A 15,117-nucleotide genomic window follows, 5' to 3' on the forward strand; every position below is an offset into this window, starting at 1 on the left:
TTCGATTTCCGACGTACAAATTATTTTTATTTAATACTACATAGTTATGAGGACGTTTGGGATCAGTGCTTTTTTTTTACCGGAAGCCCCGTAAGATCAATAGCAAAATAATATTGAACCTTATTTGTTTCATTTGGACTTGCAAACAAGACTGTAGATAACTTTCTAGCATCCATTGAAAACGGAGGTATGTCAACAAAATATTGCCCATCACCATCCCTTGCATCTTTAGGTCTAACTGCTTTTAATGATGGCCGAATTACTTTTGAGCTAAGAATACCTTGGTATCCTTGTTGACTAGTGTAATGGAATAATACTAGTCGTTTTTTCTTTCTGTTTTTATCTTCATTTGGTAATGGCCAAGGTATTTCTTTTGGTTTCTCTTTAGGTTTATTAGTAATACTTCCTTTTTCACTTTGTAAGACATATGGTTTTGTTCTGATAGCATTGGGATTGACAACAGGCGCTTTTTTAGGTGCCCCCATTTCCCAAATGTTGTAGCCCCCTTCATTCAATGCCGCAGCAGTTTTGCTTGCTACGTAGACCGTTGCCGCAGCTGCCGCCGAATATAAAGCAGCAACAGCAACCCCCTCTAAGATACATGCATCCCAAAAACAATGGCCAGTAGGATCAGAATATGAATTGGGATTATTCTGGACATACGCATACAGATTAAGCGTCTGCGGCTGCTCAATCTCACCCTCATAGGTATCCTCAGAGATAAACCGAGCAGGACGCGGATCATAGTAACGAGCTTGCAAGTAATAGTACTGCGTCTTCCGATCCCAATAGTAGCCTGCATAGCGGATTGGGTTTTCTTTGACGAGTTCGGTTGTGATGTCTTCGGTTGGTTCGGTTTCTTCGGTCAGGACGGTAGAGAGATCTAGGGTTACAGTTTCAGTAGATTCCTCTTCTATTGGAGCCGTGCTTTCTGTTGTTGCTCCTCCTTTGGACTCTTTACCTTTTGCGTTGCCATTGCCCTTGCCGTTACCCGGATGGTAGTCCGGTACGATGTTGCCGCTGTCGTCTTCCGGTCCTTGAACGGAGCCGGGGCTGCCGTTGCCTGTGCCAAGATCGCCCATCCAGCCGATGCCTTCGCGGACGCGTTCGCCGTAGCGGTTGTACATGCGGGTTACAACGCCCCATGCGTCATACTCATAGCGGGCTGCGACGTTGCCGTCTTTGTCCGTGAGAGCCATGACGTCTCCGTGACCGTTGTATACGTACCAGAACGTTTCGCCTTTGAACGTGATAGAAAGCGGGCGTTCATTGGCATCGTAGGTATACGACTTCGTTACTTCGCCGGCTGCATTGCTTTCTTCGGTGATGACCCAGGTGTCGCCTTTGTATTTGTAGTTCGTCGTGTCCTGCGCATTGCCGTTGTGGTTGATCTGCGTTTTGCTGCTGCGGCGGCCGAGCATATCGTACGTGTATTGCTCGCCGAAGCCGTCCGGGAAAGTGACTTTGGTCAGTTGTCCAAGGGCATTCCATACGAACTTGCTGCGTCCGTCTGTAAGCAAGTTTCCTTGGTCGTCGTACTCGTAATCGTAGTCCTCGTAGCGGATCAAGTTCTCCCGGTGGACGAGCTGGTTACGGTCGTTGTATTTGTAATTCGTGCCGATAATCGTATATCCTTTGCCGACCTCGCGAATCCGCTCGAAAAGCTTGTCATGTCCGCCCGGCGGCAGGTTGACTTCACCGTTGACGATATTGTCGATGGCAGCAAGAATGTGCTCGATTTGCCCCGTCTCAAACATCGTTTCAATATCAATGTCGCCGAATTGCTCACCGAGTTTCTTCCACAAACCGAGTTTCTTGCCATTGCCTTTCTCCAGCGCCTTCTGCCAACCTTTGCTGCAGTCGCCTGACGCGCCGCCGTTGCCGTTACCATTGCCGTTTCCATTTCCTTTGTCATGTCCATTGCCGTGACCATTTCCGTTTCCGTCACCGCCATTGCCACCGGCATTGCCACTATCTGCACCGCCTACATTGCCACCGCCATTGCCGTTACCTCCGGCGTTGTCGTTACCATTTCCACCGCCATTACTGTTGTCGTTTTTGGCGATTAAATCCGTTGTAGGTGCGGCTACTTTAACAGAGGGGGTGGCTGCGCTCTTGTCTTTGCCGTTGCCATTTCCGTTCCCATTATCTTTGTCGTGTCCGTTCGCGTTGCCGTTATTTCCTTTGTCCTTCGGTCCGCATACCGGTGCTTCACCCGGTTCGGATGGATCTTTAGGCTTCGGTTTCTTCATACCGAAAGAGGCCAGCACCATCTCGACCAGCTCGTCCGTCGTGATCACCTTCTGCAGATCTTCCTTCGTGCCCTGGATAATGGTCTTCCGAACGATCCTGTTGCCGGCCCCGTCGTACTCGTAGAGCATGACATCGCCGTCTACTGTCTCCACCCGGCTGAGCTGCTCGCGATCGTTATAGGCATAGCCGGAAGAATGGCCCTCATCTTGAACGCCGGTAATGAATTCCCGCGCATTATAGTCGTACACACTGGAATGCAGCGGTACATCTACTTTCGTGGTCTTTTGGGTTCCGATCAGATGGCCCGGTTTATAATCAACCGAAGTAACAGTACCATTCGGATACTGAATTGACTTCACATAACCGTCGGCATCGTATTGATACTCGTACTTATACCCTTTGCTGTCGGTATAACTCTTCGGTCGGCCACTCGCATCAAGTTCAAACTCGGTACGCTCGCCGTTTATAGTTTCAGCGACTTTTTCCCCGTTTTCGTTATATTCAACGACCACCGTATCGCCGTTCGGGTAAGTGGTTTGCTTCAATTGGTTGTTGTCGTAGTAGTCGTATTCAATCGTGCCGTTCTTGTCCGTGCGGGTAAGCATGTTGCCGGCATTGTCAAACGTATAGGCATACCAAGTGCCGTCATTGAAATCCTCACGGGTTTTGCGATTCATATAGTCGTATTGGTACCTCGTCGTCAGGCCGCCCGGTTTGCTTTCGAACACAACATTGCCATTCGGATCATACTGATATTCGAAAACATCTTGTCCTGACTCCCCGCGAACCACCACTTTCTGAAGACGGCGGCCGAGTTCGTCATAATCGTAATTCGTCGTCTGCGAATTACCGTCCTTTTGGCTCGTACGATTCAGTTCAGCATCGTAGGTGTAATCCGTCTTCAGTTCACCGACGGCCGCCTGTGGTTCGATGACGGAAGTCAGACTATCCCGTGTATCGTAGTCATATCTGACAGCTCCATATACCGGGCGATCTTCTTCCAGTTTGTTTCCTGCAGAATCATAGCGATAGGAGAAAATGCCTTCACTCGGAGTTTGCTTGTGAGTCATATGTCCCACGGTATCGTAACCGTATTGAGTTGCTTCCCCTAAGCGGTTAAACTGGGTCTCCATCCGTCCATCCAGATCCAGGCTGAAACGCTGAATGTGCCCGAGCGCATCTTTCTCTTGCGTCATATTGCCGCGATAGTCATAGAGCCACTCTGTATCACGGGCCAGCGGGCGGCGCTCGGCTGTGACGAACCCTGCATCGCTGTACTCGAATTTCACCCACTGCCCGACCGGATCGGTCTGCATCGTCTGCTGACCTTCGGTATCATAAGCATACGTCGTTGCATGACCATTGCCGTCTACGGAAGCCACCATCAGCCCGCGCGGATCATACTTGTAGTCATTCACAATTTGATCGCCGGACATGGATGGGTTCGCGTAATGAATCTCTTGAAGAAGATTGCTGCCGGCATCGAATACGGAACGAATGATGTTTCCGTTCGGATCTTTCTCCAGCACAACGTTACCCGAGCCGTCGTAAACATAATGGATTAAGGCACTGATATTGCCCGAGCTTAAGTCGGCTGTGCCTTCTTTGTAATTGATGATATCGGTTGTCTGCCCCGCGAGATCGTAACGGTATTCCGTAATGTTGTTCAACGCGTCAAAAGAAAGCACCTGGTTTCCGAGCGTGTCGTACACCGTTTGCTGCTGACCGCCATCCGGCTGCACAACCTTGATTTGGCGGCCCATAGAGTCATAGGAGTAAGCTGTAACCCGCACCTCAATAGAGCCATTGCCGAGAGCGTTTTGTTCCGTTATCTGCTTTAAAAGGCCATGCTCATCATATGCATACTCCGTCACAAGCCCCGTGGAAGAAGTCTGCTGTTCCAGATCACCTTCCGGAGAATAGCGATAGGTCGTCGTCGCCCATTCACTGTCGTTTAACTGTCGCCGCTCTTCCAGCATATTGCCCCAAGCATCCACTTTATAGAGGAACTTTTGCACGGCGCCAGACTGGTCTACAGCTTCGATCCTCTCGGAGACGCGGCCATAGGCATCGGTTTTCGTTTCGATGACTTGTCCTTCTTCTTTCACCGATTTCACTTCGTGACCGAAGGCGTCATAGGTCGTCGTACTCTCCTCGTCGGATTCTGACACAGCAAGTATTAAATGCCCCGCAGGGTCAAAAGATTCCTTGCGAGTATAGACCACTGATTTCCCGGTCTCATCCAACGCAGGAGTCATCGTTTCAACCGTACGTCCGGTATAGCGATACTCTGTCTTATCGTCATTACCGTCGGTGAAGCTAAGCATACGCCCCAGCTTGTCGAACGAATATTGCTGTTTCTGCAGCGTCTCATGGCCTTCGTACAGGCTGTCCGCGCTGCCCGAAGCCAGCGGGGTCCCGTTCCACTGCGGGATCGGACCGCCTACTGAGGCTTCCAATACTTGGCCGATGCCGTCATAGACATATCTCATCCACGAATCGTTCGGACGTTTCTCCTCAATGAGGCGCCCTGCACTATCGTAACGATTGGTGGTGACAGCCGCTTGCTCCGATATACCATTGGCGCTTATCGAGATATTACTTGGGAATACCGGCTTAACAAACTGCTTTTGTTCAACGATGCGATCCAACAGATCGTAAACATACTCGGTTCGTCCGCCGTCGGCTGCAATGACAGCTTTCTGGCGGCCCGCATCATCGTACTCAATTGTTGTCGCATAGTTGCCCGGCGTTACAATGGTCTTCACGTGCTGCCCGGCTTTGTTATACTGTGTCTCTTTCGTCTCTCCTCGAGAATCGGTTTGTTTGACAAGAAGACCACGGCTGTCGTAAAGATAGGATTCTTCCAATTTTCCAGCTGTGTCTTCTTCAAGAGGAATCGTGACTTTGGACAAGACATTCCCCATACCGTCCAACTTATAAGTCGTTTTGGTCAAGCCATCCGACTCTTCAATCAGGTTCCCACCATCGTCATATTTGTAGGTACGAGTAATGGATTGGGACTCGTCATTCTTGTCTTTCTGAACGGCTTTGGTCACTCTGCCCCATGGATCATATTCATAATCTTCTACAAGCCCTGTCGGGCCTTCTCGGTGCAGCAGCCAGCTAACCTCATTAAACTGCGATGAAGTCACTGCCTCATCCGGCGTACCCGCATCCGTCGTTTCCCTCAATACGTTGCCGTGCAGATCGTTCTCGTAGGACACACGTGTGCCGTCAGAGGTAAGAAAACCTGTTTCGTCATACGTGTAGTCGAACGTGTTCCCGTTGGCATCGATCCTCTTTTCAAGCAGCCCTTTATCGTTAAAATGTTCCTCCGTAATAAGAGTCTGTTCGTCGTTCACTCCCGCAGGGTGCACCACAACTTGCGTCGTCTTTCTGCTCCAAAATCTGCGTGGGTGATCCGGATCGTACGTATACTCATACTCGGCATTATAGCCCAACGGGCCTGTCTCGCTTACTAAATCGTGTAAATCATTATAGGTGTATCGCATGATACGACCTGAGGCGCTCTGCTGAGCAATTATGTTATCGAAGTCGTCATATCGATAGCGTACTTCACGGTTAAGCGCATCGACCGATCGCACCAGATTATTCGCGCTGTACTCGAACGATGTCTTCGCTTCTGCCGTACCGTCCGGCGTGTCCACCTGCTCCACTTTTTCAGTGAGACGGTCGGCATCATTCCAACGCAGCGTATACTTGCCAAGGGGGTTTAACACAGTTGCTTGACGCGTTCCGTACTCAGCACCAACGAACTCCTCGACATGATCCTGTTTGCGCATCGCACTCATCCGAGTCACACGATTATGGTCGTCATACGTCCACAGAGTCGTGACTGATTCGTCGGTTTCGCCTTCCTGTTCCCTTTCGTTATTGCCGTTATCGATGACTTTCGTAATCCGGTGCAGATCATCGTAAACAAAACGAGTCATTTTCTGGGATGGCTCCCGATACCCGACGAAATCGCCTTTCTGGTTATACATGAAGAAAAGTTTTCGTTTCGGACTGCCCGTTTGGCTGCCGATTCCGTTCAAATCCGTAATAATCGTCGATTTCAAATCGCCCGTCGCTTCGTCGTAGCCGAATTCCACCTCATGATTGTTGGTGTCTTCAGCCTTCTTGATGCGGTATTCCAAGCCATGATAATTGCGCCATTGCTCCCATCTGACATGGAGTCCGTTGACATGGCGATCCTGAACCAACCAGAAACGGCCATCCTCGTAAAACCGGTAGAGAAGCTGGTCCGGCCATTCCATGATGAAGACGTCGGTATTTTCCGGATTCCCCTCTATGGGGTCGAGAGTGAGCTTCGGAAAGTGCTGCCTCTGTCCGTTCGCATAGGTGGCATAACCGCCGTCTTCCGGTTTGAACCAATAGACCGTGCCGTCAAAGCCTTGCCAAGTGATGTTGCCGTCAACCCATTTGTTCAAACGGGAATCCAGGCTGAAGTTCCATCCGTAGCCGAGCTGTCCCTTGACCCGGTTTTGGTGGTTATATGTAAGGAAAATGTCGAGGTCGATACCAGGCCCTTCTTGAGTGAATGCTTTAAACGACTGCATCCCGTTACCGGTCGTTAAGTTAATACGCGTTGTTTGACCGGCCACTACGGCTTCCGCGTTGGGAACGTAAGCTTCAGCTCCCGTTCCTGTGATATAAGGGTACAGCGGGAGAGTTTCTTCCTTCTTGTTGCCTGCCACGTCTTCCACCGTTATGTTTAACTGTTCCGCCTCACCCGGCTGGAACGGCAACGGCAGTCCTGATCGGGCTGGTCGTCCAGCTTTCCGAGCCTTGTGCGGAGCCAATGGTGGTGACTTTCTTCAATCCACCCACCATATCCCGTGTTTCTATCGCAAGCCGGTTGTTACCCAGCGGGTGAACGCCCAGCACTTCGGGCGCAGTACGGTCGAGCAGCACCATTTGGGATTGTCCGTTATAAGCAGGTGCGGTCTTCGGTACTGGTTCCTTCCCCTCTTCCACAATGAAAGTAATAGTCGGCGCGTCCGCTTCTAATGTCCAGTAATAGAAGCCGTCAGGCAATGGAGCGTTGCTGCCATCCGTACCTTTCCAAACAAAGGAGCTGGCGTGCGAGTCGCTAAGAAGCGTATATTCTTTCTTCGTAGTGACTTCCTTAAGTTTCACGGTTACGGAATACCGGGTCGGCGATCCGCCTTCGGCGTTCCCTCTTGCTCGCTAATCCATGTAGCCAGCATATCGGTCCATGACAGCGTCATCTGCTTCTGAGCTACAGGGAATATATTGGATGTTTCATTCATGCTGAAATAAGAGCTGGCATAACCAAGCCGGTCAGCCCCCATATCGGGACGCTCCTCTAGCACCTGATCCCCTGAAAAAGAGTAATATTGAGGAGTCTCCGTCTTATTGGGATCGTCCACCCATGGTTCTTCCTTAAGATCTTGTACTGCTGCGGCCACCTTCACCTGCAACGCTTTCCCACCCTCAACAAGAGCGGTGCCTACCCGGTCTGCCGCCTCGGCCCATACTGCAGCCGGGGCTAATCCGAGCATTAAAGAACCCAACAACATGAAAGCCAAGCTTCTAGACCAAACTCTTCCTTTCATCATGCACCCCATATCCCCCGAAAAAAAAGCAAAAAACCGCAGCGCCTAAGCGTGCGGCAACGCAAAAAATTGCGTGCTTCTCACTACTTCGGCGGTCTGGCGATCCGACGTGGGACCCATGACTTTGCGCCCCTATCTCGCGATAGGTTTGCCTTTTTCGGTATTATTTTTGTTCGATCAAGAAAAATATGTAATTTATATTCCTTATTATAACAATTGACTAGTCTAATAGAATCAATTTTTACATAATTTTGTTGTATTTTGTATAATTTAAGTCTTTAGAACTATAACCTTGCGCATAAATTACCACAAAAAAAGAAGCCGCCGAAGCAGCTTCCTTGATAGATTTACTACCATCAATTTATCCTAGCATTGCGCCCATCCTGCGAGCGGCTTCCACAATAGCGGGCGCATGTTCATGCATGCGGTCGGGCGTCAGCCGATTGGAAGGGCCTGATACCGACAATGCGGCAACAAGCTTCCCAGCCCGATTAAAGATTGGGGCGGACACTGCCGCGGCTCCCGGCTCGCGCTCTTCGAAGCTTGTGGCGTAACCGGCGGCGACGATCTCATCCAACTGGCTTTGGAAGGCATCCCGGTCCACCGTCTGCGGCCATTCCGGATCGTTCATCACAGCATCCCGTTCAACCGCATCCGCGAAAGCCAATAACACCTTGCTGGACGCCCCGACGAACAAAGGCATTCGCGCTCCGACGGCGGCTACCCTTCGGATCGCCTGCGTGCTTTGGACCGCTTGTATTCTAACCCTCTCACTGCGGTCTCTTATATATAACTAATCGTTTCGCTCAACTGGTCGCGCAGCCGTTCCATTTCAGGAAGCAGAGCAACAGAGGGATCATCCGAGCGAGACAGATGTGCGGACAGTTCGAGCACGCTGAGTCCGAGTCTGTATTTGTCCGTTCCTGGATCCCGTATGACAAAAGCCTTATTTTCCAACGTGGCTAGAAGACGGTGTACTGTGCTTTTGTGCAAGCCGACCCTCCCGGCCAATTCCGTTAAGCCCCACTCGCCTCCTGAGGCAAAACAAAGCAGCACATCGAGCGCTCTTTCCACGGCTCGAACCGTCCGCTTCTCCTCTTCCATCAACGGTCCCCCCTTTGCGTGTAAGTTTCACTCCATGAAACCCTGTTACACACAGTATAACGCAATCTGTCTCTCTCGTAAACTTTGGAAGCGCTTTATTACAATTCGATTACATACCCTTTACAATTCGTTTTGAAACATTGACGCTATAGGTCTTGGGCTCTACTATAAGAATCAATACTTTACCAGAGTTGCAAAAAAGCGAGGCGATCATTGATTGACAACGTTGTCGACCCCTCTTCCACTCGGCGGTTCAGGCACAATTCCGACAACAGTCGAAAACTCTGAATCTAGCACAGCCCAGTCGCTCGGACGGCTCGTTCTGCATCTGTCTCTAGCCGCCGCCTCCTTACTCGTCGCAATCTTCTTGGCCTTTCATGGCTATATCGCTTGGTCGCTCTCTCATCCCAAAGTCGCTGCGCTCAGCTCCAATCCGAAACTCGCCAAAAATCTCGATTACTCCGAAGTCACTTTTCCCAGCGCTGATCGCCGCACATTAGTGGACGGCTGGTGGATTCCCGCTATCGGAAGTCACAAGACGGTTGTACTCAGCCACGGTTACGGAGCGAATCGCGAAGAAGCCTGGGTTCCTATGTATGATCTGGCAGACCTCTTGCACGGCCTCAAATATAACGTGCTTATGTTTGATTATGGATTTGCCAACAACAAACGCCCCGTTCCTGCCACCGGCGGCCGGACCGAATCGAAGCAGCTTGTCGGCGCGCTGAAGTTTGCACGTCAGCAGGGCAGCGAGCAGCTTATCGTATGGGGATTCTCCATGGGGGCGGGCACGGCGCTGCAGGCCGCTTTACAATCGGAGCCGATCGACGCAATGATTCTGGACAGCACTTTTTTACCGGATGACAATACTGTCTATTACAATATCAGCCAGCAGGTGAAGCTTCCGAAATACCCTTCCGTCTCTCTCATTCGCTGGTTTTTCCCTATGATGAGCGGCACACGGATGGAGCAGATTCCTTCTGCCAAAGTGCAGCATACATCCTTTGACTTTCCGATCTTGCTAATCCACGGTACTGCGGACAACAAAGCCCCGGCCTATCTCTCGGAGAATGTCGCCAAATCACAGAAGAATGCTTTATCTAATCTCTGGGTCGTACCCGACGCGATACATGAAATGATTTTCCGCACTCATCCGGAAGAATACGTACAGCGCACGACAGCATTCCTTAAGCATGTTGACGAAGATTTTACAGCAAAAAATTTATCAACGGAATGGGTTCAAATTTGATCGCGGTTATAGAACAAACCCTCTCTCGCATACGTTGGGTACGAAGGTTACCTGATGCAAGCGACCGGGAGGGTTTTTATTATGCTGCCTGTATATGGTGCGATGATGCCGCTGAGATTGTTAGAGGAAATCGTATTCCGGAAAACGCAAGAGATGGAGCACACCGTTGTCATTAGAGATTTGATTCCGCAATTAGAGCCGCCTTATGTGCAGCTGATGCTGGATTGGCAAAATGTTTTCGTTAAAACGTCGGAGCTGGCGCAAGCCGGCATGCGTGCAGCATCGACCGTTCCCGGATACCCGCTGCCGCCGGAGTGGTCGGCTTTCATGCCGCGGCTGGTCAATGAATCTCTGTTGCAATCGCATGAATTCATTCGCCAGCTTCAGCTTTTGCAGGAACAGAGTCCGGCCGTACATGACCTTTCGGCGGCGCCGATGGTATTGTCTCACATCCGCCGGGAATCGGAGTATTTCATATCGGTGATCGAAGATCTGCAATCTTCCGCAGCATTACCTTGGATGAGGCTCTCCGAGGACCCGGATGACAGCCCGGAAAGCTATGGCGGCCCCGAACCGGCGGATGGGGCTATGCGGCAGGATCGGTCGGACGAGGTTGAATCGAGCGAGGTTCAGCCGACAAGCGGGATGCTGCCTGTTGAGCCTCAGCTTGCCCAGCAGGCGGAGCAGGGGCGCGAACAAGGCGAGCACACGACGACGATATGGGGGCAGATGCACAGCTTTAAAGTGCAGCCGGATCCAGCCGATGAGGGACAGTGGAACCAACCTCAAGCGGATCGGGCTCCTTCGGATCAAGTGCAAGAGGATCAGGATAATCCCGGCAGCGAATCGGATTCTGATCAACCCCTTCGACCGGAAGGAACATGGTCTGAGCCTATGGGCGACTTATGGTTGGGATCCGCTTCCCAAAGCGCCGTCCCGATCGGAGGTCATCGGCTTCCCCCGCTTCCATACTCATACAAAGCATTGGAACCTTGGATAGATGAGAAAACAATGCGCATTCACCACGACAAACACCACCAAAGCTATGTAGACGGCTTGAATAAAGCGGAAAAAAAGCTGGAGGAAGCCCGGCGCTCCGGTGATTTCGAGCTGGTGAAGCATTGGGAGCGGGAATTGGCTTTTCACGGGGCGGGGCATTACCTTCATACGATTTTCTGGGAGGCTATGTCCCCAAGAGGCGGCGGTCAGACAAGCGGCGGATTGCTGAATGAAATTAACCGCAGCTTCGGGAGCTATAATGCTTTCAAGAAGCAGTTTACTGAGGCTGCCAACAACGTCGAGGGCGGCGGCTGGGCGATATTGGTCTGGTCCCCTCGAAGCCATCGTCTCGAAATTCTAACGGCCGAGAAGCACCAGAATTGGTCGCAATGGGACGTCGTGCCCCTGCTCCCGCTGGACGTTTGGGAACACGCCTATTATCTCAAGCATCAGAACGAACGCCCCGCCTACACGCGCGATTGGTGGAACGTCGTCAATTGGCCGTACGTCGCTGACCGCTTCGCCAAAGCCCGTACTCTGAAGTGGGCACCTCATTGAGACAATAAAGCAGCCAGCCAAGCCCAACGGGGGCATGGCTGGCTGCATATACATTTTACAAGCTCCAATCCAGCTTCACTTCGCCGCCGATGCGGGAAGATTCATAGATTGCGTCGATGATGAGGTTGCTGCGCAGGCCGGTTTCCGCAGAGGTCCATGGAGTTTTGCCTTCGCGGATACACTCCAGGAAATGACGGCTTAGCCGGATGCGGGAGTTTTCTGGATCCTCCGGAGCCTCCAACGGGATGTCAACGGGCTGATCGAAGCGCTCAGTCAGGTATTTCCCCTGTCCGCCGCGCAGCACCGCACCGCCGTCCGAGCCCATCAGGTGCAAGAACGGCACGCTGTCGGTGTCCATATGGACAGCCCAACTGACTTCCAGAGTTAAAGAGCTGCCGTCCTCCATCTTGATAATGGCCGTAGCCAAATCCTCGACGTCATAGATGCCGTTCCAATCGGGTTTACCCCACGTGCCGATCCCTTTCTTGCGGGGACCGAATTCCGCATAGGTCGATCCGTATACCGACACCGGCTTCGGCTCTCCCATGAGGAAGAACGCCAAATCCAACATATGCACACCGATATCGATCAGCGGGCCGCCCCCGGATTGCGCATGCTGGGTGAACCACGTTCCCCAGCCGGAATCCCTTACGGCGGTACCACCCTGTTTTGGCCGTGTAGATCTTGCCGAGCTCGCCGCGGTCAATCTGCTCTTTCACTTGCAGTGACAAGGGCTCCCACCGCATTTGATGGGCGACCATAACCGTCAAACCCGTGCGCCGCTGCGCTCTTACGATCTCTTTGGCAGCCTCGGAGTTCAATCCCATCGGTTTCTCCACAAGCACGTGCTTGCCGTGATCCAAAGCCAATATCGCCAATGAAGCGTGCGCCTGATTCGGCACTGCGACGATTACCGCATCCACATCTTCTCGGCGGATCAGCTCATCGGGTGTCGCGGCAACGACCGGAATACCGTACTGCTGCGCTCTCTGCTCGGCAAGAGGCAGATAAGCGTCCGTCACCGCCACGAATTCGCATTGATCCTTTAACGCACCGAACTCTTGGAGGTGAACATTCCCGATATTGCCGGCGCCGATCAGACCGATGCGTATTTTCTCCTTGGAACTCATATTTCAAAGACCTCCAATCATCGTCTCCTGGAATTTAACTGATAACGCTATATTAGTTCATTACCCATAGATAGACGATGACCGATCTAGTCTAGTTTCTCTGCATATTTGTCGCAAATAAAAAAACAGCCATCCTTGAAAGGATCGGCTGCAACTATTATCGAAATTATCGGTTCAGCAGCTCCAAAAACTCCGAACGCAATGCCGGGTTTTGGCGGAATTGGCCCCGCACGGCCGACGTGACCGTGTTGCTGCCATACTTCTTCACTCCGCGTGCGCACATGCAGAGATGCTCTCCTTCGACAACCACCATAACTCCGTGAGGCCGAAGCACCTCTTCCAAAGTGTCGGCAATTTGCGAAGTGATCCGCTCTTGCACCTGCAAGCGCCGGGTAACCGCGTCTACAAGACGGGCAAGCTTGCTCAAGCCGGCAACTTTGCCGCTCGGTATGTAGCCGACATGAGCCTTGCCGAAGAAAGGCGCCATATGGTGCTCGCACTGACTATAGTAAACGATGTCCTTAACGATAACGAGCTCTTCATGCTGCTCATCGAAGGTTACACCCAGCACCGACCTCGGATCTACGTCATACCCGCCGAATATTTCTTCGTACATCCGTGTCACGCGGGCAGGCGTTTCCAGCAAGCCTTCGCGCTCTACATTTTCGCCGATCAGCTTAAGAATTTCCCGAACATGATGCTCAATCTTTTCGCGATTCTGTCCAACCTGCGTATTTACGTAATCCTTGGTACCCGCCACCGTATTGCCCCCTCGCTCAAACCCTGCTATGACGACTGTGCGCGATCAGAGATCGCCGGCAATCAGTCGCATTATTATCTACGAGATTTAGGTTTATTGCCCGGATTTTGGTTTTTCATCATTTGCTGTGCGCGCTGCAGCTGCTGCTTGTTCATGTTGTAGCCCATCTGCTTCGCCATCTTTGCCATCATGTCAGGATCGTTCTGCATTTTCGTCATTTGATTACGCAAGTAAAATACCCCGACGATAAAACCAACAATCAGGCCGACGATCAGCGTCAGGATCGGAATTAACCAACTCCACATCTGCAAGTCCCTCCGAGAATTTCATAATAATACCCTGTCTACGCCTCAGTGCGTTAGAACAGGGCTGTTGTACTATGATAGCATGACCGAAATGGAGGCGCAAACCGCTTCGCGCACTCCCTGACTACGATAAAACGGCATCGATGAAAAGAGTAGGATGCTGCGCCAAATCGATTTCTTTGGCAGCCACGACTTCCTCGCCTTGTTTGTCGATTACGCGAACGATCGGGCGGCCCGGCAGCCCTCTGTGCTGGCCGACGACAACGCCGGTCTGGCGGTTGGAGAGACGCACGGAAATTCCGTTAGGATACACCGACACGATACGCATAAAATGAACGAGCACCTCGTGATCCAGCTCCCTGCCGGACATCGCATTCATTCGTTCGCATGCCTCATGCGGCAATAACGGTTTAAGATCCTCAGCATTAAACAGCAGATTGTCATAGGTGTTTGCTGCCGCAGCGATTTTGGCATAGAGATGAATCTCTTCACCGGTCAGTCCGCGGGGAAATCCCGAGCCATCTACAGCCTCATGATGTTGAAACGCAATGTGAGCGATGAGCAGGCTGTACTCCCGCTTGTTCTTGAGAAGCTCGAATCCCCGCCAAGAGTGATGCATCTTTCCTTCTTGTATTTCCGGGGCGTTCAGCTTCCCGATGTCATGCAGCAAGGTGCCGATGGCCAATTCTTTTAATTGAACCATATTCAAGCCGAACTCAAGACCCAAAAGAGAAGACATCATGCATACGTTCATCGCGTGGATGAACATGGCGTTATCCTCAGTACGGATGTCCGACAGCTGTACGAGAACGCCCTGGTTTTTCAGAACATCGTCCAGCAGTTGATCGATTGTCTGACCGATGGACTTCGTGCTGAACTGTTTGCCGGAGCGAAGGGTTTCGAATGTCTCGGACATTTGGCGGATCACCGCCCGCTTCGTATCATCGGAGAGCACTTCATCCACTGTGATATCGCGAAACATCGGATCATCCAGATATACTGTAGTAACGCCAAGGCGTTTTAACGTACTGATCATATAAACGGTCAGCTGCACTCCCATAGACAACAAAACCGTACCGTTCGCCGAAAAAATCGTCCTGCCGAGCGTTTGTCCCGGTTCCACAGTCTCTATGTCTACCAATTTCATATATGATCT

9 protein-coding genes, 2 pseudogenes and 1 riboswitch are annotated in these 15,117 nt (G+C 51.5%); of the genes and pseudogenes, 2 read left to right on the forward strand and 9 right to left on the reverse strand.

From position 1 onward, the window contains the following. Positions 1–62: 62 nt before the first annotated feature. The 4 genes and pseudogenes from SD71_RS21815 to SD71_RS01810 all read right to left on the reverse strand — a co-directional run bounded on the left by SD71_RS21815 (position 63) and on the right by SD71_RS01810 (position 8,960). A complete protein-coding gene (locus SD71_RS21815; RefSeq protein WP_052475851.1) occupies positions 63–7,025 on the reverse strand; it encodes an RHS repeat-associated core domain-containing protein in 6,963 nt (2,320 codons plus the stop codon). Continuing rightward, positions 7,006–7,416: a hypothetical protein gene (locus tag SD71_RS01800; RefSeq protein WP_041058806.1), complete on the reverse strand. Its 411-nt coding sequence runs from the start codon at positions 7,414–7,416 to the stop codon at positions 7,006–7,008. Before SD71_RS01800 ends, SD71_RS21815 begins: the two co-directional genes overlap by 20 nt. Before the next feature lie 2 nt (positions 7,417–7,418). Further along, complete coding sequence (locus tag SD71_RS01805; protein WP_041058809.1) at positions 7,419–7,859, reverse strand: hypothetical protein; 441 nt, start codon at positions 7,857–7,859, stop codon at positions 7,419–7,421. An 84-nt stretch (positions 7,860–7,943) separates the two neighbouring features. Continuing rightward, positions 7,944–8,019, reverse strand: a riboswitch (cyclic di-GMP riboswitch). Positions 8,020–8,217: 198 nt separating this feature from the next. Then, positions 8,218–8,960, reverse strand: a pseudogene (locus SD71_RS01810) (IclR family transcriptional regulator). Positions 8,961–9,177: 217 nt separating this feature from the next. Here SD71_RS01810 and SD71_RS01815 point away from each other — a divergent pair. After that, positions 9,178–10,209 (forward strand): alpha/beta hydrolase, encoded by a 1,032-nt coding sequence (locus SD71_RS01815; RefSeq protein WP_052475852.1) that lies wholly within the window; start codon positions 9,178–9,180, stop codon positions 10,207–10,209. An 81-nt stretch (positions 10,210–10,290) separates the two neighbouring features. Next, positions 10,291–11,766, forward strand: a complete 1,476-nt coding sequence (locus SD71_RS01820) for a Fe-Mn family superoxide dismutase (protein WP_041058812.1) — start codon at positions 10,291–10,293, stop codon at positions 11,764–11,766. Positions 11,767–11,821: 55 nt separating this feature from the next. Here SD71_RS01820 and SD71_RS25750 read toward each other — a convergent pair whose 3' ends face one another. From SD71_RS25750 to SD71_RS01840, 5 genes and pseudogenes are all read right to left on the reverse strand, one after another. Then, positions 11,822–12,472, reverse strand: a complete 651-nt coding sequence (locus tag SD71_RS25750) for a Gfo/Idh/MocA family protein (RefSeq protein ID WP_326998679.1) — start codon at positions 12,470–12,472, stop codon at positions 11,822–11,824. 103 nt (positions 12,473–12,575) lie between these two features. After that, positions 12,576–12,896: pseudogene (locus tag SD71_RS25755) on the reverse strand (Gfo/Idh/MocA family protein); the annotation flags it as partial. Positions 12,897–13,062: 166 nt separating this feature from the next. Further along, entirely contained in the window at positions 13,063–13,656 is a 594-nt protein-coding gene (gene folE, locus SD71_RS01830; protein ID WP_041058815.1) for a GTP cyclohydrolase I FolE, read from the reverse strand. 74 nt (positions 13,657–13,730) lie between these two features. Next, positions 13,731–13,961 carry a YneF family protein gene (locus SD71_RS01835; RefSeq protein ID WP_041058818.1) on the reverse strand — a complete coding sequence of 77 codons (231 nt, stop codon included), beginning with the start codon at positions 13,959–13,961 and terminating at the stop codon, positions 13,731–13,733. A gap of 124 nt (positions 13,962–14,085) precedes the next feature. Continuing rightward, positions 14,086–15,108 (reverse strand): HD-GYP domain-containing protein, encoded by a 1,023-nt coding sequence (locus SD71_RS01840; RefSeq protein ID WP_041058822.1) that lies wholly within the window; start codon positions 15,106–15,108, stop codon positions 14,086–14,088. Positions 15,109–15,117: the final 9 nt, after the last annotated feature.

The sequence above is a fragment of the Cohnella kolymensis genome, from assembly GCF_000829465.1.
Lineage (GTDB): Bacteria > Bacillota > Bacilli > Paenibacillales > Paenibacillaceae > Cohnella > Cohnella kolymensis.